Origin of the sequence: Pseudomonas sp. PvP027 (genome assembly GCF_017833005.1) — a bacterium.
Taxonomy (GTDB): Bacteria; Pseudomonadota; Gammaproteobacteria; order Pseudomonadales; family Pseudomonadaceae; genus Aquipseudomonas; species Aquipseudomonas congelans.
In genome coordinates this window covers 1,059,584-1,079,253 of the sequence record NZ_JAFIBK010000001.1, presented here as the reverse complement: position 1 = coordinate 1,079,253, position 19,670 = coordinate 1,059,584, and the positions used below count along the sequence as shown (strand labels likewise).

Genomic DNA, 19,670 nt, shown 5'->3' with positions numbered 1-19,670 from the left:
CGTCGATCAGGCCTTCAGCGTGGCCATGTCGATCACGAAGCGGTACTTCACGTCACCGGCCAGCATGCGCTCGTAGGCTTCGTTGATGTTGCGGATATCGAGCATTTCGATGTCGCAGGTGATGTCGTTCTCGGCACAGAAATCCAGTACCTCCTGAGTTTCCGCGATACCGCCGATCAACGAACCGGCCAGCACGCGACGGCTCATCACCAGATTGGCTGCATGAACTGGCGGCTCGATCGGCTCGATCAGGCCGACCAGAATGTGGGCGCCGTCGAAACGCAGGGTTTCCAGGTAGGGGTTCAGGTCGTGCTGCACCGGAATGGTGTCGAGCAGGAAGTCGAAGTGCCCTGCAGCAGCCTTCATCTGTTCAGCGTCGGTGGATACGATCACATGATCGGCGCCTTGACGATGTGCTTCCTGAGCCTTGGCGGCGGAGCGGGTGAACAGGGTGACTTCAGCGCCCATCGCCTTGGCGAACTTGATACCCATGTGGCCCAGACCGCCCATGCCCAGAATGCCGACCTTGTCGCCAGCCTTGACGCCGTAATGCTTGAGCGGCGAATAGGTGGTGATGCCTGCACAGAGAATTGGCGCAGCGGCTGCCGGGTCGAGTTTTTCCGGGACGCGCACGACGAAGTGCTCGGCGACCACGATGCTGTTCGAGTAACCGCCCATGGTGTTGCTGCCGTCCACGCGGTCTGGCGTGGCGTAAGTCATGGTCGGGCCTTCCAGGCAGTACTGCTCGAGGTCCGACTTGCAGGCCGAGCATTCGCGGCACGAATCGACCATGCAGCCGACACCGACCATGTCACCGACCTTGTATTGGGTTGCACTGCTGCCGGTGGCAGTTACACGACCGACAATTTCGTGGCCCGGCATCAGCGGGTAGACGGCGATGCCCCATTCGTTGCGTGCCTGGTGAATATCGGAGTGGCAGACGCCGCAGTAAAGGATTTCGATGGCAACGTCGTCGGCACGCAGAGCGCGACGTTCGAAGGTCATCGGGGCGAGGGGAGCGGTAGCTGACTGTGCGGCGTAACCGATAGCTGTGTACATGTTTGACCTCGCAAGGTGTGACGGAAGAGAGGCGAACCATTGTCCTGATACGGGCCCTTCGCGGCTATGGTGAATCCTCCGTGTTTCATGCCTATTCCTCCGGCCCGGAATTTCAGGGTCGGCGCTGAGGCGCAAATCTGCGATGATACGGCTGTCTGTTTCTCTGTCAGGCTGTACTCATGACCTTACCTGTTGTGCTGGATGGCAATGCCACCCTCGTTTCCCTGATCCAGCCGCTGGCGGTACGCCCGGGGTTTGTCGCTACGCCGTTGCCGGAGGTTCGGGTGCTCTCGGCGTTTGGTTATGTCGCCAGCAGCCCGCAGATCTATGAGCCAAGCCTGATGATCGTCGTACAGGGCAGCAAGGTCGCGTGCCTGGGGCCGCGTACGTTCGAATACGGCACCGGGCATTACCTGATCCAGGCGCTCTCGGTGCCGTTCAAGTGCGAAACATTCGCCACGCCGGAAAAGCCGCTTTACGGCGTTTCGGTGGCCATTGACCGCGTGTTGCTGGGCGAGTTGGTGCAGGCGATGGGCCCGGTCACCGGGCACGAGAGTCAGGTGCAGACGCCGGAGTCCATGACCTCGGTGCGCATCGACAACACCATGCGCGACAGTGTCGAGCGTCTGCTGCGTTGTCTGCACGATCCGCTGGAGTGTCAGGCGATGGGCCAGGCACGGATTCGCGAGGTGCTGTACACCGCGCTGCGCGGACCGCAGTCGGGGGTGTTGCGTGCGCTGGTCGAGCAGCAAGGACAGTTCGCACGAATTGCTTCGGCGGTGACCTACCTGCATGAGCATTATGACCACGCGTTGAACGTCGACACGCTGGCCAGTTGCGCGAACATGAGCACGTCGACCTTTCATGAGCATTTCAAGCGCAGCACGCTGTTGTCGCCTGTGCAGTACCTCAAGCGCCTGCGCCTGCTCAAGGCTCAGCAATTGCTGGTGGCCGAGGGCCTGGGCGTGGCGCAGGTCGCGTTGAAGGTCGGCTACCAAAGCGCGTCGCAGTTCAGTCGTGAATACAAGCGCTATTTCGAGCGCAGTCCGGGGGAGGAGAGCAGCAACCTGCGTGTTCCTGCCTGAATAAAAAAAGCCCCGAAAGGGGCTTTTTCTGTTGAAGCTTGCTGCGACCGTTACATATTCGGGTATGTCGGGCCGCCAGCGCCCTCCGGTGCCACCCAGGTGATGTTCTGCGAAGGGTCCTTGATGTCGCAGGTCTTGCAGTGCACGCAGTTCTGCGCGTTGATCTGGAAGCGTTTCTCGCCGTCTTCCTTGGTGATGACTTCATACACGCCGGCCGGGCAGTAGCGCTGGGCCGGTTCGTCGTACAGCGGCAGGTTCTTGCTGATCGGGATGCTCGGATCGGTCAGCTTCAGGTGGCAGGGTTGTTCCTCTTCATGGTTGGTGCTGGAGAGGAACACCGAACTGAGCTTGTCGAAGCTAAGCTTGCCGTCGGGTTTCGGGTAATCGATCTTCTTCGAGTCGGCTGCCAGCTTGAGGCAGGCGTAGTCCGGCTTGGTGTCGTGCAGCGTGAACGGCAGCTTGCCACCGAAGATATTCTGATCGATGAAGTTGAATGCGCCGCCCTTGATCGCGCCGTATTTGTGGATCGCCACGCCAAAGTTGCGGCTGGCGAACAGCTCTTCATGCAGCCAGCTGGCCTTGAAGGCATCCACGTAGGAGGTCAGCACGTCGCCGCCTTCCTTGCCGGCCAGCAGCGCGTCGGCCACCGAATCGGCAGCCAGCATGCCGGACTTCATGGCCGTGTGGCTGCCCTTGATCTTGGCGAAGTTCAGCGTGCCCAGATCGCAGCCGATCAGCGCGCCGCCGGGGAAGACCATTTTCGGCAGGGAGTTCAAGCCGCCCTTGGTAATCGCACGGGCGCCGTAGCTGATGCGCTTGCCGCCTTCCAGGTATTGCCTGACGACCGGGTGATGCTTGTAGCGCTGGAATTCGTCGAACGGCGACAGGTACGGGTTGCTGTAGGACAGGTCGACGATCAGGCCGACCACCACCTGATTGTTCTCCAGGTGGTACAGGAACGAGCCGCCCGGATTGGCATCGTCCAGCGGCCAGCCGGCGGTGTGCACCACCAGCCCCTGTTCATGTTTTGCCGGGTCGACTTCCCAGATTTCCTTGAGGCCGATTGCGTAATGCTGCACGTCGGCTTCGTCGTCGAGGTTAAAGCGCTTGAGCAGCTGCTTGCCGATGTGACCACGGCAGCCTTCGGCGAACAGTGTGTACTTGGCGCGCAGTTCCATGCCGGGGGTGTACAAGCCTTCCTTCGGATTGCCTTCGCGGTCGACACCCAGGTCGCCGGTGACGATGCCGCGTACCACGCCGTTTTCATCGAACAGCGCTTCCTGGGCGGCAAAGCCCGGATAGATTTCGACACCGAGGTTTTCAGCCTGCTGAGCAAGCCAGCGGCACAGGTTGCCCAGGGAGATGATGTAGTTGCCATGGTTGTGCATGGTCTTGGGGACGAAAAAGTCCGGTATTTTCCGGGCTTTTTCGGCGTCGCGCAGCACATAGATGTCGTCGCGCTTGACCGGCGTGTTGAGCGGAGCGCCCAGTTCCTGCCAGTTGGGGAACAGTTCATTCAGCGCGCGGGGCTCGAATACGGCGCCGGAGAGGATGTGTGCACCGACTTCGGAGCCTTTTTCCACCACGCAGACGCTGATTTCCTGGCCAGCTTCAGCGGCCTTCTGTTTAAGGCGGCAAGCGGCAGAAAGCCCGGACGGGCCGGCTCCGACGATAACGACGTCGAATTCCATGTATTCGCGTTCCACAGGCTATCTCCTACTCTCAAGGCTCACGGTGTTTTTATGGGCACTGCTTTTTTGGTCGCTGCAGGCCGACGCATGGAGGTATTGAACCGCCTCGTCTTTTAATGGTTCGCATTATATCTACACCACTGCGCGGGTCCAATACAAACGTTTGTTTGAATCGGCCGCAGGCCAGATAAATCAAAGACACCAGACTCGGAACTGGCCGATTTGGCGTATTGACCGGAAAAGGCGTTGCGGTCAATATACGGGCGGTTTTGCGTTTGCCGTAGGCTGAAACGAGGTTCCCGGATTGCGGGCAATCTCTCAAAAGGCATCAGGCAGACGCGCTGCAGGCAACAGGTCAACGTCGCACGGCGCATTTTACACACCCAGCCGCTGCTTGACGGGTGACTCCCGGCTTTTATATGGCTTTTTAAAGCCGTCCGAATGGCCTGCACGCATAGCGATTGCTTGTTGAGGACACATATCGATCGCCTGGTGCCGCCGGGCGACTTCTTTTCACCGGAGAGTGAGGAATCCATGAAGGTTCTTGTAGCTGTCAAACGAGTGGTCGACTACAACGTCAAGGTTCGCGTCAAGGCGGACAACTCCGGCGTCGATCTTGCCAACGTCAAAATGTCCATGAACCCGTTCTGCGAAATCGCCGTTGAAGAGGCGGTTCGTCTTAAAGAGAAGGGTGTAGCCACCGAGATCGTCGTCGTCACCATCGGTCCGACCACCGCTCAGGAACAACTGCGTACCGCCCTGGCACTGGGTGCCGACCGTGCCGTGCTGGTCGAGTCCGCCGAGGAGCTGACTTCTCTGGCCGTGGCCAAACTGCTCAAGGCCGTGGTCGACAAGGAGCAGCCGCAGCTGGTGATCCTTGGCAAACAGGCCATCGACAGCGATAACAACCAGACCGGCCAGATGCTGGCTGCGTTGAGCGGCTACCCGCAGGGTACGTTCGCATCCAAGGTTGAAGTGACCGGTGACAAGGTTGCCGTGACCCGTGAAATCGACGGCGGCCTGCAGACCGTTTCCCTGAGCCTGCCAGCCATCGTGACCACGGACCTGCGTCTGAACGAGCCACGCTACGCTTCGCTGCCCAACATCATGAAGGCCAAGAAGAAGCCGCTTGAGGTGCTGACTCCGGATGCACTGGGCGTTTCCACGGCCTCGACCAACAAGACTCTCAAGGTTGAAGCACCGGCTGCGCGCAGCGCCGGCATCAAGGTCAAGTCTGTGGCTGAACTGGTCGAGAAACTGAAAAACGAAGCGAAGGTAATCTAAATGACGATCCTGGTTATCGCTGAACACGACAATGCGACCGTAGCCCCGGCTACGCTCAACACCCTTGCTGCTGCCCAGAAGATTGGCGGTGACATTCATTTGCTGGTGGCCGGTTCCGGCGTTAGCGCCGTTGCCGACGCCGCCGCCAAGATTGCCGGTGTGGCGAAAGTGCTGGTGGCCGACCACGAAGCCTACGCGCACCAACTGCCTGAAAACATCGCACCCCTGGTCGTGGAACTGGCTGCAGGTCATAGCCATGTTCTGGCTGCTGCAACCTCCAATGGCAAGAACATCCTGCCGCGCGTTGCTGCGCAGCTGGATGTCGACCAGATCTCCGAGATCGTTTCGGTGGTTTCCGCCGACACCTTCACTCGTCCGATCTACGCCGGTAACGCCATCGCCACCGTGCAGTCGACTGCGGCGGTCAAGGTCATCACCGTACGTGCCACCGGCTTCGACCCGGTGGCTGCAGAGGGGGGCTCGGCCGCTGTTGAAGCAGTGTCGGCTGCCCACGATGCGGGTAAGTCCAGCTTCGTTGGTGAGGAGCTGGCCAAATCCGATCGTCCGGAGCTGACAGCAGCGAAGATCGTCGTTTCCGGTGGTCGCGGCATGCAGAACGGCGACAACTTCAGGCATCTGTACACGCTGGCCGACAAGCTCGGTGCGGCAGTGGGCGCTTCCCGTGCTGCGGTCGATGCCGGTTTCGTACCCAACGACATGCAGGTCGGTCAGACCGGCAAGATCGTCGCTCCTCAGCTGTACATCGCGGTCGGTATTTCCGGTGCGATTCAGCATCTGGCGGGTATGAAGGATTCCAAGGTGATCGTGGCGATCAACAAGGATGAAGAGGCGCCGATCTTCCAGGTCGCCGATTACGGTCTGGTGGCTGACTTGTTCGAAGCCATCCCCGAGCTGGAGAAGCTGGTTTAAGCCACGCGCTTCCACTATAAAGAGAACCCGTTCCATTCGGGGTTCGCACACCAGCGGTTTATGGTGCGCCTGCCCGGATCGAACGGGTTTTTTATTGGGTATCGAAAGGACTTTTCATGGTGCATTCCCGGCTGCTCTCTTCGCTTCTCTTCGGGCTGGTCGCGCTGCCGTCGCTGGCATCCGCCGCAGGCAAGTGCGAGCGTCTGATCGTGACCGGCAGCCCGGACGCGCCGCCTTATCTGTGGCGTGATCCCCAGGACCCGCGTCACCTGATGGGCGCCAATGCCGATCTGCTGACTCAGGCAGCAGGCGAACTGGGTATCAAGGTCGAGTTTCTGTATGGCGGCAAACGCAGTCAGGCACTCGAAGAGGTGCGTACGGGACGCATGGACCTGCTGGCTGATGCGCCGTTGAATGCTGCACAACTCGAAGCGCTGGATTACATTCATCCGCCGATCGTGCAGAACGACATCATGGTCTGGACGCGCCACGATCACAGCGTGCCGTTTAATGCCGTCAGTGAGCTGCAGGGCCATCCCGGCGCCATCTCGGAAAAGACCCGTCTGACGCCTTCCTTTGATGCGCTGACCAGACAGAATCTGACCCTTGAGCGCCTGCCCGCACTTACACCCGCGTTCCAGAAGCTCGCCCTGGGTGAGGTGGATTATGTGCTTGCCGGGCGTTATGCCGGTATGGTCATGGTGCAGACGCTGGGTCTTTCCAAAGACCTGACAGCGCAGCCTCTACCGGTCGATACGCCGGGTTTTTATCTGGCCTTGTCGTTCAACTCGGCTTGCAATGAACCATGGTTGCGCGGACAGCTGGCGAAAAAGATGACAGAATCGGCCGCCTCTGGCCTTGCGGGTGATGTCATCAGGCATAACCTGGAGTTGTGGAAAGCCCAACTGCTGCAACCTGCCGGCGCCAGCGCACCCAACAAGTAGGGAAGTTTTTGTGAGTATTCGTTTTTCAATTGCCGTCATGGCAATCGCCACGCTGGCCGGTTGTGCCAGTGATCCGGTACCAACCGAGCAGTTCAAACTGACCGAGCAGGCGCTGGAGCAGGCCAAGGCGGTCGGCGCGAGTGACGATCAACCCGAGATGGAAGTCGCTCAGGCAGGATTTGCCGAAGCACGCGCCTCCATGGCAAGCCACGCTTACAAGGATGCACGCATGAAAGCCGAGCAGGCCGAGCTTGATGCGCGCCTGGCCGAAGCGCGAGTGCTGACCCTCAAGAGCCAGGAGCAGGTCAATCAATTGAATACCCGCCTCAATCGCTTGCGCAAGCAGCTGGGAGAGGCGCAATGAACCGTATTCCTCGTGTCCTGAGTGTGTGTCTGTTGCTGGGGGCGGCTGGCCTTTACGGTTGTGCCGGTCACAAGGACAGCGGCCAGGCCTTGCAGCAGGCCAGTGCCGACTTCCAGAAGGTCAAGGAAGATACCGATGTGCTGCGCAGTGCGCCCAAAGATGTCATTCGCGCGGGTGAGTCGCTGGCCCGCGCCGAGCGTCTGTCCAGTTACCTGGGGAGCGGTGCCGATGTCGCTCATTACGCTTACCTCAGCAGTCGCTATAGCGAAATCGCGCGCGAGCACAGCAACCTGATGCTGAGTCAGGAGCGTCTGGCGAAAATGGACATGGAGCGTCAGCGTATGCAGCTGGCACTGCGTGAGGCCAAGCTGGCCAGCGCTCAGCAGCAGGGCCGTTGGCTGGAGGATCAGATCCTCAGCCTGGCCACCACCGAAACCGACCGCGGTCTGGTCATGACCCTGGGCGATGTGCTGTTCGACGCCGGACATGCCGAGCTGAAAAACTCGGCCAGCCGCACCATTCTCAAGGTTGTGCAGTTTCTGCAGATCAACCCGCGTCGAGTGGTCCGGATCGAAGGTTATACCGACAGCACGGGCGATCGTCAGGAGAACCTGAAGCTCTCGAAAGATCGGGCACAGGCTGTCGCCGATGTGCTGATGGACCTGGGTGTCGATGAAAAACGTATCCATGTCGAAGGCTACGGCCAGGAGTTTCCTGTGAATGCCAATACCTCCGAGCGGGGTCGTGCGCAAAACAGGCGGGTCGAAATCGTTTTCTCGGACGAAAAAGGTCAGCTGGGCGCAGCTCGCTGATAAAAAAGCGATAAAAAGCCCGACGCCGGAAACGGCCTCGGGCTTTTTTGTCTTTAATCGCATTGATTATGGCGTTTCTGCCCGCGTTTATTTTCACTCAGCGACCATCGATGCTGGCCTGATTTAAAACTGTTCCCGTACACTTCCGGTCTGTGCCGGTTATTACGCATCTGTATTTTCAAAAATAATAAATCGCCGGTCTTTTCGAGGCTGTGTCATGACCAATCTCTTGCTCTACCAGCGTATCGCTCAGCAGTTGGCCGAAGACATCCGTCGTGGTGTGTATCAGCCCGGCGAGCGTGTCCCGTCCGTTCGCAAAATGAGTTCGCAGCTCAACGTCAGCCATGCAACCGTATTGCAGGCCTACGCGAACCTTGAAGACCAGGGGCTGATACGGGCACGTCCTCAGTCCGGCTACTACGTGCATCAAACGCCCGCTCTGACGGCTTCGACCCCGGATATCGCGCGTGTCGAACGCCCCGGCCTGGTCACGCGCAGCAGCATTATCCAGCAGGTACTCGAAGAGTCCCGCCGCGAAGGCGTGTTCGCCCTCGGGGCCGCGGTGCCTCACGTGGATTACCTGCCGGTGCGCGCGCTGCATCAGCAGCTGGCCAAGGTCACGCGCTTTCACAGCCCGCGGGCCTTCAGTTACATGTTCAGCCCCGGCTTCGAACCCTTGCGCAGGCAGGTTGCCATCCGCATGCGCGACGCCGGCGTGGTGGTCGACCCGTCGGAAGTGGTGATCACTCACGGCTGCGTGGATGCGCTGCAGATGGCCCTGCGGGTGCTGACCCGGCCCGGCGATCTGATTGCCGCCGAGTCGCCAGCCTATTATGGTTTGCTGCAACTTGCCGACCTGCTGGGTTTGAAGGTCATCGAAATCCCCAGTGACCCGGCCACCGGCATCAGTCTTGAAGCATTGCAGCTGGCAGCCAATCAATGGTCCATCAAGGCCTTGGTGCTGACCTCGCGACTGAGTAATCCACTGGGCGGCACCATGCCGGAGGAGCGGCAGAAAAACCTGCTGCGGCTAGCCTCGGATTTCGATATCCAGGTGGTTGAAGACGACGTCTACGGCGAGTTGATGTTCGAAGTAGGGCGGACCAAGGCGCTCAAGGCCTTCGACCGACTGGGGAGGGTGATTTACTGCTCGAGCTTCTCCAAGACCTTATCGCCGGGTGTGCGCATCGGCTGGATGATAGCCGGCAAATACCAGGCGGAAATTCAGCGCCTGCAGACTTTCAGTACTCACTCGGCGTGCAGCGTCACGCAAATGGCCGTCGCGGCGTATCTCGAAAACGGCGGCTATGATCGGCACCTGCGCTTCATTCGTCTTGAATATCGCAAAAACCTCAGTGCCTATCAGCTGGCGGTGCAGCAGTTCTTTCCCGAAGGCACGCAGATGAGTCGTCCCGCAGGGGGCTTTATCCTCTGGGTCAGTCTGCCGGGGCGGGTCAATACCCAGGAGTTGCACGTCCGTGCGCTTGAGCAGGGCATCAGTATTGCCCCGGGGCTGATTTTCAGTAATACCGAGCAGTTCAACCACTGTATCCGTTTGAATTGCGGCATGAAGTGGAACAAGGAAGCCGAGCGTGCATTGATGACATTGGGGATTCTGGCCAAGCAGTTATGTCAGGAGGCTGTTCAGGCTTATTGATTGGCAAAGATATTTGTCAATTCTTCGGAACTCTTGCCTTGTCAGGTTGGCCTCAAAAGGACAGCATGTGTTTCTTTCCGGCTTTTTGCCACTGTCTTGCCTGACTTTTTGCCTATGAATGTTTTTCGCTGTCTCGGATTGCTTGTCGTCGTACTTCTGAGTGGTTGTGACGCTCCGGATACCCCTGTGCCCAAACCCAAGACCGAAGCGGTCATCACCGCGCCGGTATCGCCCGAGGTGCATCTGAAGACTGAGGCACCTGCGGATACAGCTGCCACCGATGCCAGACAAATCAAGGCCCCGGACACCATGCATCAACTGATGCCGGGCGTGCCGGTCGTGCCTGTGGTGGTCGGAAAGGAAAAATCGGAACCTGCAGCGCCACAAAGCGCCAAGTCGGCGGCCTCCGAAAAATCTTCCTCCAAGGTCGCGGCAGCCAAGGCGCCTGCAAGCAAGCGCAAGAACGCCAAGGATGCCAAGACGGCCAGCGTCAAGGATGTGCGAATCAAAGCGCCCAAGCTGGACCTGAGCCTGCCTCCCGAGCTGGTCAAGGAGCTCGACCCGCCTGCCAAGGTGATTACCAGCAAGCGCAAGCCGATATTGCCGCAGATGTTCAGCGACAAGGGCGATTCCGCCAACCCCGGCCCGTTCGAGCTCGAGGGGCGATTGCTGACCAACGAAATGCAGTTGCAAATGCGCAACGATAACCGTCGCGATGTAGAAGGCGCTGCGCTGGACTTCAAATTCAAGCAGTAAGTCCTGCCTGTCGTCCGATACGGCGTTTTCAAACAGACGTTTTGACGGTTAATATCCTTCCTCTTTTCCAATTTTCAAGTAAGGGTGTCTGGTCATGGACTGCCGTTCCGGTTGTGGCGCGTGCTGCATAGCGCCTTCCATCACGTCTCCCATACCCGGTATGCCCGACGGAAAGCCTGCAGGTGAACGTTGTCTGCACCTTTCGGTGGAGTTTCTGTGCGCCTTGTTCGGCAGGACTGAACGCCCCGCGGTGTGCAGTCAGTTCAGGGCGGCAGAGGATGTCTGCGGTGCCGATCAGGCGGATGCCATTCGCCTGATCGGTTGGTGGGAAAAAGCCACTGCGGTGGCCTGAAAAAGTGTTTTCGAGCACAAATGCTTCTTCGGAACTTCAAAACAAGGAATAAAACAATGGGTCCGCTGTATCGCACGGTTGTTGCTTGTGGTTTCACTGTATTGCTTGCCGGAACGGCGCAGGCTGAAGTGTGGAAAGAGGCCAAGAATCAGGACGGCATCAAGGTTTCGTTGAGCGACGTTCCCGGGTCCGATTACAAGGCTTATCAGGGCATTGCGCTGATCAATGCCAGCGTGAGCAAGTTGCGTGCGCTCCAGGAGGATGTCGCGGGGGCCTGCGCCTGGATTCACGAGTGCAAGTTGCAGAAAGTGCTCAAGCACGAAGGCAACAAGACCTGGACCTACAGCCAGTTCAACACTCCCTGGCCGGTGACGCCTCGCGATTCCGTATTGCTGATCACCACTCAGGAAGGCGCTGACGGGAGTGTTACCCGCAACCTCGAAGAGCAGCCTTCGTATATTCCCGAGGAGAAGGGGTATGTGCGCGTGACCGAGGTCAAGGGCTTCTGGAAAATGGTGCCAAAGGGGCCGAACCAGACTGAAGTAACCTATCAGGTTCACACCGAGCCGGGCGGCAGTGTGCCTTCGATGCTGGCCAACAAGTTCGTTGTCGATGCGCCGTTCAATACCCTGAAGGCCCTCAGGGAGCGTGCCGCGCAAACCCCATGATTTGCACCGGGTAGCGGGCACAAAAAAGGGCTGCCAATGGCAGCCCTTTTTTTGCGCGTGGCGCTTACTTGCGGTCTTGCAGGGCGACGATGTCGCGTTGCACGTTGCCGGTGTACAGCTGGCGAGGGCGACCGATCTTGTAAGGGCTGGAGAGCATTTCCTTCCAGTGCGAGATCCAGCCGACGGTCCGCGCCAGGGCGAAGATCACGGTGAACATGCTGGTCGGAATGCCGATGGCCTTGAGGATGATGCCCGAATAGAAGTCGACGTTCGGGTACAGCGAGCGCTCGATGAAGTACGGATCGGTCAGGGCGATCTCTTCGAGGCGCATGGCCAGTTCGAGTTGAGGATCGTTGGTGATGCCCAGCTCTTTCAGTACTTCGTCGCAGGTCTGCTTCATTACGGTGGCGCGCGGGTCACGGTTCTTGTACACGCGGTGACCGAAGCCCATGAGCTTGAACGGATCGTTCTTGTCCTTGGCCTTGGCAATGAACTTGTCGATGTTCGACACATCGCCGATTTCATCGAGCATGGTCAGTACCGCTTCGTTGGCGCCGCCGTGGGCAGGGCCCCAGAGCGCTGCGATACCGGCGGCGATACAGGCGAACGGGTTGGCGCCCGAAGAACCCGCCATGCGCACGGTGGAGGTTGAAGCGTTCTGCTCGTGATCGGCGTGGAGGATGAAGATCTTGTCCATCGCCTTGGCCAGCACCGGGCTGATCGGTTTGATCTCGCACGGTGTGTTGAACATCATGTGCAGGAAGTTTTCCGCGTAGCTGAGGTCATTGCGCGGATACATCATGGGCTGGCCCATGGAGTACTTGTAGACCATCGCTGCCAGGGTCGGCATCTTGGCAACCAGGCGGATCGCGGAAATCTCGCGATGCTGCGGGTTATTGATGTCCAGAGAGTCGTGGTAGAACGCTGACAGGGCGCCGACTACACCACACATGACGGCCATCGGGTGGGCGTCACGGCGGAAACCGTTGAAAAAGGTCTTGAGCTGTTCGTGAACCATCGTGTGGTTCTTGACCACGGCCACGAACTGGGCTTTCTGCTCGGCGGTGGGCAGTTCGCCGTTGAGCAGCAGGTAGCAGGTTTCCAGGTAGTCGGACTGCTCGGCCAGTTGTTCGATCGGGTAGCCGCGGTGCAACAGAATGCCATTATCACCATCGATGTAGGTGATCTTCGAATCGCAAGAGGCCGTGGACATGAAGCCAGGGTCAAATGTGAAGCGGCCGGTGGCGGTCAGGCCGCGTACGTCGATCACGTCCGGACCCACTGTACCGGTCAGAATTGGCAGCTCGACGGGGGCAGCGCCCTCGATGATCAACTGCGCTTTTTTGTCAGCCATATGGCCTCCTATTTATGCTTCAAATCATCAGACAGGCCCCCCACGCAGGGCCCGCATCACTATAGTGAGATAAATTCTAAAGTCAATTTGCCTAAAGTCGTGTTCCGCAAGGGCTCGGCCGTGGATTTTGCAGACGGTTTACTGCCGTTTACGCCTTTTGTCGCGGCAACGCAATCCGCTATTGGCGGTAAGTCTGCGCGTTGTCATTAGTGACCTAACTGTCTATACTCGGCGTCCGACCGCCAGAGGCTTTTGGCCTGTTTCAAGGGGGTCGTCACTTCCTGGGTGGTGGGTACCTGACCAGTGCACTTCCCAACAACTTGCCCTGATTGTTAGGGGCTCTTCAGTGTGAAAAAAAGCCGTGAATAGCCAACGACCTGTAAATCTAGACCTAAGGACCATCAAGCTCCCAGTCACCGCTTACACGTCCATCCTTCACCGCATCTCCGGTGTCATCCTCTTTGTCGGTATTGCAATCATGCTGTATGCAATGGACAAGTCGCTGGCTTCCGAAGAGGGGTTTGGTGAAGTCAAGGCGTATATGACCAGTCCGCTGGCCAAGCTGATCATCTGGGGACTTCTGTCTGCCCTGCTGTACCACCTGGTGGCCGGTATTCGTCACCTCATCATGGACTCGGGGGTAGGCGAGACGCTTGAAGGCGGCAAGCTGGGCTCCAAAATCGTTATCGCGGTCTCCGTGATTCTGATTCTTCTGGCGGGAGTATGGATATGGTAACCAACGTCACCAACCTGTCGCGTTCGGGCCTCTATGACTGGATGGCTCAGCGTGTTTCCGCAGTCGTGCTCGCGGCTTATTTCATTTTCCTGATCGGTTACATGGTCTTTCACCCGGGTCTGAGCTACGCCCAATGGCATGGTCTGTTCGCTCACAACGGAATGCGTATCTTCAGTCTCCTGGCCCTCGTTGCCCTTGGCGCTCACGCCTGGGTCGGCATGTGGACCATCGCGACCGACTACCTGACGCCGATGGCGCTGGGCAAGTCCGCAACTGCAGTACGTTTCCTGTTCCAGGCGGTATGCGGCGTTCTGATGTTCGCCTACTTCGTCTGGGGCGTGCAGATTCTTTGGGGTATCTGATCCATGGCTAACATTAATGCGCTTTCTTTCGACGCCATCATCATTGGTGGTGGCGGTGCCGGCATGCGCGCTGCGCTGCAGCTCGCCCAGGGTGGTCACAAGACTGCCGTGGTCACCAAGGTCTTCCCGACCCGCTCGCACACCGTATCCGCCCAGGGTGGCATCACCTGTGCAATCGCTTCTGCCGATCCGAACGATGACTGGCGCTGGCACATGTACGATACCGTCAAGGGTTCCGACTACATCGGTGACCAGGACGCTATCGAATACATGTGTTCCGTAGGTCCGGAAGCAGTCTTCGAGCTCGAGCACATGGGCCTGCCGTTCTCCCGTACCGAGCAGGGCCGCATCTACCAGCGTCCGTTCGGCGGCCAGTCCAAGGACTTCGGCAAGGGCGGGCAGGCTGCCCGTACCTGCGCTGCCGCCGACCGTACCGGTCACGCACTGCTGCACACCCTGTATCAGGCCAACCTGAAGGCCGGCACTGTATTCCTCAACGAATACTATGCGGTGGATCTGGTGAAGAACAACGATGGCGCCTTTGTCGGCATCATCGCGATCTGCATCGAGACAGGCGAAACCTCGTACATCCGTGCCAATGCAACCGTGCTGGCAACCGGCGGTGCAGGCCGTATCTACTCGTCGACAACCAATGCCCTGATCAATACCGGTGACGGTATCGGCATGGCGCTGCGTGCCGGTGTTCCGGTTCAGGACATCGAAATGTGGCAGTTCCACCCGACCGGCATTGCCGGCGCAGGTGTACTGGTCACTGAAGGTTGCCGCGGTGAAGGCGGTTACCTGATCAACAAGCACGGCGAGCGTTTCATGGAGCGTTATGCTCCGAACGCCAAGGACCTTGCCGGTCGTGACGTTGTGGCGCGTTCCATGGTCAAGGAAATCATTGCCGGTAACGGCTGTGGTCCCGATGGCGATCATGTGATGCTCAAGCTCGATCACCTTGGTGAAGAAGTGCTGCACAGCCGTCTTCCAGGCATCATGGAGCTGTCCAAGACCTTCGCTCACGTCGACCCTGCGACCGCACCGATTCCTGTCGTGCCGACCTGCCACTACATGATGGGCGGCGTTGCCACCAACATTCATGGTCAGGCAATCACTCAGGATGCGGCTGGTGTCGATCAGATCATTCCAGGTCTGTTCGCGGTAGGTGAAGTGGCTTGCGTATCGGTTCACGGCGCCAACCGTCTGGGCGGCAACTCGCTGCTCGATCTGGTGGTGTTCGGTCGCGCTGCAGGTATCCACCTGGAGCAGGCTCTGCGTGAAGGCGTCGATTATGCGCGCGCTTCCGAGTCCGACATCGATGCTGCTCTCGCACGCCTTGCCGGCCTGAACGAGCGTACCACCGGTGAAGACGTTGCATCTCTGCGTAAAGAGCTGCAGAGCTGCATGCAGAACTACTTCGGTGTATTCCGTACTGGCGAATACATGCAGAAGGGTATCGCCCAGCTGGCTGATCTGCGCGTGCGCATCGCCAACGTCAAGATCAACGACAAGAGCCAGGCGTTCAACACCGCCCGTATCGAAGCGCTTGAACTGCAAAACCTGCTGGAAGTTGCCGAAGCCACGGCGATTGCCGCAGAGCATCGTAAAGAGTCCCGCGGCGCTCACGCTCGCGAAGACTTTGAAGATCGCGACGACGAGAACTGGTTGTGCCACACCCTGTATTTCCCGGGTGACAAGCGCGTGACCAAGCGTGCCGTTAACTTCTCGCCGAAGACTGTTCCGACTTTTGAACCCAAGATTCGGACTTATTAAGGGGTGGCCGATATGTTGCAAGTCAGTGTTTATCGTTACAACCCTGAGCAGGACGCCGCGCCGTTCATGCAGGAGTTTCAGGTCGATACCGGTGGCAAGGACCTGATGGTGCTGGACGTGCTCGCCCTGGTCAAAGAACAGGATCAAGGGTTCTCTTATCGTCGCTCGTGCCGTGAAGGCGTGTGCGGCTCCGACGGCATGAACATCAACGGCAAGAACGGCCTGGCCTGCATCACGCCGCTGTCGGCTGTCGTTGCCAAGAACAAGCTGATCGTACGTCCGCTGCCTGGTCTGCCGGTTATCCGTGACCTGGTCGTCGATATGAGCATCTTCTACAAGCAGTACGAGAAGGTGAAGCCATTCCTGCAGAACGACACGCCGGCTCCGGCCATCGAACGTCTGCAAACGCCGGAAGAGCGCGAAAAACTCGATGGTCTGTACGAGTGCATCCTGTGCGCTTGCTGCTCGACTTCCTGCCCGTCCTTCTGGTGGAACCCCGACAAGTTCCTGGGTCCTGCTGCACTGCTGCAAGCCTACCGTTTCCTGGCTGACAGCCGTGATACTCGCACCAGTGAGCGTCTGGCTTCGCTTGATGATCCGTTCAGCGTATTCCGCTGCCGCGGCATCATGAACTGCGTCAACGTTTGTCCGAAGGGCCTTAACCCAACCAAGGCTATCGGTCACGTGCGCAACATGTTGTTGCAGAACGGCGTCTGATTCATCGCTTTATCTGTTACACCGTTACACTGAAGTGGCTACGGCGCAGGCTTCAACCGGCGCCGTAGTTTTAACCTGAGCAGTAGCTCGCAAGGCTGCGGCTCTTATTTTGAAGAAATGAGACCAGCAGGGGCATCCGGGCTGGTACCCGGACTATCTGCGTGATCCCTGGTGACTTGATACAGTCGCTGCACACGACTATTTCAGGATTGCTCTGGTGTCTTCGCCGGTGGTGTCCCCTTACCGAGGGTGACCAAGCATGCAAGAAAGCGTGATGCAGCGCATGTGGAACAGTGCCCACCTATCCGGTGGTAACGCTGCCTATGTGGAAGAGCTCTATGAGCTTTACCTGCACGACCCTAACGCTGTGCCAGAAGAATGGCGCACCTACTTTCAGAAGTTGCCAGCAGATGGCAGCTCTGCCACTGATGTATCGCACTCGACCATTCGCGATCATTTCGTGTTGCTGGCCAAAAACCAGCGCCGCGCTCAACCGGTGTCCGCCGGCAGTGTGAGCAGCGAACACGAGAAGAAGCAGGTTGAAGTGCTGCGACTGATCCAGGCATATCGGATGCGTGGCCACCAGGCTGCCCAACTCGATCCGCTGGGCCTGTGGCAGCGCCCTGCGCCTGCGGATCTGTCGATCAATCATTACGGCTTGACCAATGCCGATCTTGATACGACCTTCCGTGCCGGCGACCTGTTCATCGGCAAAGAGGAAGCGAGCCTACGCGAAATTCATGAAGCGTTGCAGCAGACATATTGTCGCACCATCGGCTCCGAGTTCACTCACATCGTGGATTCCGAGCAGCGCAACTGGTTCATGCAGCGTCTCGAGAGTGTTCGTGGTCGTCCGGTGTTCTCGGCTGACATTCAGAGCCACCTGCTCGAGCGTGTTACTGCAGCTGAAGGCCTCGAAAAATACCTGGGCACCAAATACCCGGGCACCAAGCGTTTCGGTCTGGAAGGCGGCGAAAGCCTGATTCCGATGCTCGACGAGCTGATTCAGCGTTCCGGGTCCTATGGCACCAAGGAAGTTGTAATCGGCATGGCCCACCGTGGTCGCCTCAACGTACTGGTGAACACCTTCGGCAAGAACCCTCGCGACCTGTTCGACGAGTTCGAAGGCAAGAAGAAAGTGGAACTGGGTTCCGGTGACGTCAAATACCACCAGGGCTTCTCTTCCAACGTCATGACCGCAGGCGGTGAGGTTCACCTCGCCATGGCCTTCAACCCGTCTCACCTGGAGATCGTGTCTCCGGTGGTCGAAGGGTCGGTGCGTGCGCGTCAGGATCGTCGCAACGATCCGAACGGCGACAAGGTTCTGCCGATTTCCCTCCACGGCGACGCGGCCTTTGCCGGTCAGGGCGTGGTCATGGAAACCTTCCAGATGTCGCAGACTCGCGGCTTCAAGACGGGCGGCACGATCCACATCGTCATCAACAACCAGGTGGGCTTCACCATCAGCAACCCGCTGGACTCGCGTTCTACCGAGTACGCCACCGACGTTGCCAAGATGATCCAGGCACCGATCCTCCATGTGAATGGGGATGATCCGGAAGCCGTGATGTTCGTGACTCAGCTGGCCATCGATTACCGCATGCAGTTCAAGCGCGACATCGTGATCGATCTGGTCTGCTACCGTCGCCGTGGTCACAACGAAGCTGACGAGCCGAGCGGCACCCAGCCTCTGATGTACCAGCAGATCACCAAGCAGCGCACCACGCGCGAGCTGTATGCCGAGCATCTGATCAAGACCGGCGTTCTCGACGATGCCCGCGTTCAGGCCAAGGTCGACGATTACCGCAGCGCGCTGGACAACGGTCTGCACGTGGTGAAAAGTCTGGTCAAGGAGCCGAACAAGGAATTGTTCGTCGACTGGCGTCCATACCTGGGCCATGCCTGGACTGCGCGTCACGACACCCGCTTCGATCTCAAGACCCTGCAGGAACTGTCCGCCAAGCTCATGGAGCTGCCGGAAGGCTTCGTCGTGCAGCGTCAGGTTCAGAAAATCTACGAAGACCGCCAGAAGATGCAGGCCGGTGGCTTGCCCATCAACTGGGGTTACGCCGAAACCATGGCGTACGCCACACTGGCCTTCGAAGGTCATCCGATCCGCATGACAGGGCAGGACATCGGTCGCGGTACGTTCTCGCACCGTCACGCCGTGCTGCACAACCAGAAAGACGCCGGGACCTATATCCCGTTGCAGAATCTGTACTCCGGTCAGCCACGTTTCGACCTGTACGACTCGTTCCTTTCGGAAGAGGCCGTACTGGCATTCGAATACGGCTATTCGACCACCCAGCCTGATGCGCTGGTTATCTGGGAGGCCCAGTTCGGCGACTTCGCCAACGGTGCCCAGGTGGTTGTCGACCAGTTCATCACTAGCGGCGAGCACAAGTGGGGCCGTCTGTGCGGTCTGACCATGCTGTTGCCTCATGGCTATGAAGGGCAGGGGCCAGAGCACTCGTCGGCCCGTCTCGAGCGTTACCTGCAATTGTGCGCCGAGCACAACATTCAGGTGTGCGTACCGACGACTCCGGCGCAGATCTACCACTTGTTGCGTCGTCAGGTCATCCGTCCGCTGCGCAAGCCGCTGATCGTGCTGACACCGAAGTCGCTGCTGCGTCACAAGCTGGCTGTTTCGACCCTGGAAGATCTGGCCGAAGGCTCGTTCCAGACCGTTATTCCGGAAATCGATACCCTCGATCCGGCCAAGGTCACGCGTCTGGTGCTGTGCAGCGGCAAGGTTTACTACGACCTGCTGGAAAAACGCCGTGCCGAAGGGCGTGAAGACATCGCCATCGTTCGCCTCGAGCAGCTGTATCCGTTCCCTGAAGATGATTTGATGGAAACCATCGCGCCTTACACCAACCTGCAGCATGTGGTCTGGTGCCAGGAAGAACCGATGAACCAGGGTGCCTGGTACAGCAGTCAACACCACCTGCGTCGCAGCATGGGCAACCACAAACGTGAGCTCGTTCTCGAGTACGCCGGTCGTGATGCTTCTGCCGCTCCAGCGTGTGGTTACGCTTCGATGCACGCCGAGCAGCAGGAAAAACTGCTGCAAGATGCCTTCACTGTTTAACGCCTTCGAGCATTAGAAACCGAATTAAGGAA

General features: G+C 58.7%; 18 protein-coding genes. 15 read left to right on the top strand and 3 right to left on the bottom strand.

Going from position 1 to position 19,670, the window contains the following annotated elements; genetic code table 11:
* Positions 1–6 precede the first annotated feature (6 nt).
* On the bottom strand, positions 7–1,059 hold the full coding sequence (locus tag JOE33_RS04210; RefSeq protein ID WP_010432991.1) for an NAD(P)-dependent alcohol dehydrogenase: 1,053 nt from the start codon (positions 1,057–1,059) through the stop codon (positions 7–9).
* A 179-nt stretch (positions 1,060–1,238) separates the two neighbouring features.
* Between JOE33_RS04210 and JOE33_RS04205 the strand changes: the two genes are divergently transcribed.
* Positions 1,239–2,144 carry an AraC family transcriptional regulator gene (locus JOE33_RS04205; protein WP_010432988.1) on the top strand — a complete coding sequence of 302 codons (906 nt, stop codon included), beginning with the start codon at positions 1,239–1,241 and terminating at the stop codon, positions 2,142–2,144.
* Between the two features lie 50 nt (positions 2,145–2,194).
* Here JOE33_RS04205 and JOE33_RS04200 read toward each other — a convergent pair whose 3' ends face one another.
* A complete protein-coding gene (locus tag JOE33_RS04200) occupies positions 2,195–3,850 on the bottom strand; it encodes an electron transfer flavoprotein-ubiquinone oxidoreductase (protein WP_010432985.1) in 1,656 nt (551 codons plus the stop codon).
* Positions 3,851–4,369: 519 nt separating this feature from the next.
* Between JOE33_RS04200 and JOE33_RS04195 the strand changes: the two genes are divergently transcribed.
* The 9 genes from JOE33_RS04195 (at position 4,370) to JOE33_RS04155 (ending at position 11,602) form a co-directional block, all read left to right on the top strand.
* On the top strand, positions 4,370–5,119 hold the full coding sequence (locus tag JOE33_RS04195) for an electron transfer flavoprotein subunit beta/FixA family protein (RefSeq protein ID WP_003394537.1): 750 nt from the start codon (positions 4,370–4,372) through the stop codon (positions 5,117–5,119).
* Entirely contained in the window at positions 5,120–6,049 is a 930-nt protein-coding gene (locus JOE33_RS04190; protein WP_010432975.1) for an FAD-binding protein, read from the top strand.
* Positions 6,050–6,165: 116 nt separating this feature from the next.
* Positions 6,166–6,993: a transporter substrate-binding domain-containing protein gene (locus JOE33_RS04185; RefSeq protein WP_096140313.1), complete on the top strand. Its 828-nt coding sequence runs from the start codon at positions 6,166–6,168 to the stop codon at positions 6,991–6,993.
* A gap of 10 nt (positions 6,994–7,003) precedes the next feature.
* Positions 7,004–7,357, top strand: a complete 354-nt coding sequence (locus JOE33_RS04180) for a DUF4398 domain-containing protein (RefSeq protein ID WP_003345625.1) — start codon at positions 7,004–7,006, stop codon at positions 7,355–7,357.
* Positions 7,354–8,169, top strand: a complete 816-nt coding sequence (locus JOE33_RS04175) for an OmpA family protein (protein ID WP_010432964.1) — start codon at positions 7,354–7,356, stop codon at positions 8,167–8,169. Before JOE33_RS04180 ends, JOE33_RS04175 begins: the two co-directional genes overlap by 4 nt.
* A 217-nt stretch (positions 8,170–8,386) precedes the next feature.
* Positions 8,387–9,826: a PLP-dependent aminotransferase family protein gene (locus tag JOE33_RS04170; protein ID WP_010432961.1), complete on the top strand. Its 1,440-nt coding sequence runs from the start codon at positions 8,387–8,389 to the stop codon at positions 9,824–9,826.
* A 114-nt stretch (positions 9,827–9,940) separates the two neighbouring features.
* The gene (locus tag JOE33_RS04165) at positions 9,941–10,582 is read left to right on the top strand and encodes a translation initiation factor 2 (protein ID WP_080009252.1); all 642 of its coding nucleotides are present in this window, start codon (positions 9,941–9,943) and stop codon (positions 10,580–10,582) included.
* Between the two features lie 94 nt (positions 10,583–10,676).
* Positions 10,677–10,934 (top strand): YkgJ family cysteine cluster protein, encoded by a 258-nt coding sequence (locus tag JOE33_RS04160; protein WP_187625720.1) that lies wholly within the window; start codon positions 10,677–10,679, stop codon positions 10,932–10,934.
* Between the two features lie 56 nt (positions 10,935–10,990).
* Complete coding sequence (locus JOE33_RS04155; protein ID WP_054993960.1) at positions 10,991–11,602, top strand: START domain-containing protein; 612 nt, start codon at positions 10,991–10,993, stop codon at positions 11,600–11,602.
* 64 nt (positions 11,603–11,666) lie between these two features.
* On the opposite strand, the gene gltA is transcribed toward JOE33_RS04155, so the two are convergent.
* Complete coding sequence (gene gltA / locus JOE33_RS04150; protein ID WP_010432950.1) at positions 11,667–12,956, bottom strand: citrate synthase; 1,290 nt, start codon at positions 12,954–12,956, stop codon at positions 11,667–11,669.
* 361 nt (positions 12,957–13,317) lie between these two features.
* Here gltA and sdhC point away from each other — a divergent pair, with 361 nt between their 5' ends.
* The 5 genes from sdhC (at position 13,318) to JOE33_RS04125 (ending at position 19,638) form a co-directional block, all read left to right on the top strand.
* Positions 13,318–13,692, top strand: a complete 375-nt coding sequence (sdhC, locus tag JOE33_RS04145; RefSeq protein WP_003423585.1) for a succinate dehydrogenase, cytochrome b556 subunit — start codon at positions 13,318–13,320, stop codon at positions 13,690–13,692.
* Complete coding sequence (gene sdhD, locus JOE33_RS04140; protein WP_003316551.1) at positions 13,686–14,054, top strand: succinate dehydrogenase, hydrophobic membrane anchor protein; 369 nt, start codon at positions 13,686–13,688, stop codon at positions 14,052–14,054. The genes sdhC and sdhD overlap by 7 nt, the downstream gene beginning before the upstream one ends.
* A 3-nt stretch (positions 14,055–14,057) precedes the next feature.
* Positions 14,058–15,830, top strand: a complete 1,773-nt coding sequence (sdhA, locus tag JOE33_RS04135; RefSeq protein ID WP_003419913.1) for a succinate dehydrogenase flavoprotein subunit — start codon at positions 14,058–14,060, stop codon at positions 15,828–15,830.
* Between the two features lie 12 nt (positions 15,831–15,842).
* A complete protein-coding gene (locus JOE33_RS04130) occupies positions 15,843–16,547 on the top strand; it encodes a succinate dehydrogenase iron-sulfur subunit (protein WP_003343563.1) in 705 nt (234 codons plus the stop codon).
* Between the two features lie 259 nt (positions 16,548–16,806).
* A complete protein-coding gene (locus tag JOE33_RS04125; protein ID WP_003366703.1) occupies positions 16,807–19,638 on the top strand; it encodes a 2-oxoglutarate dehydrogenase E1 component in 2,832 nt (943 codons plus the stop codon).
* The last annotated feature ends 32 nt before the right edge of the window (positions 19,639–19,670 follow it).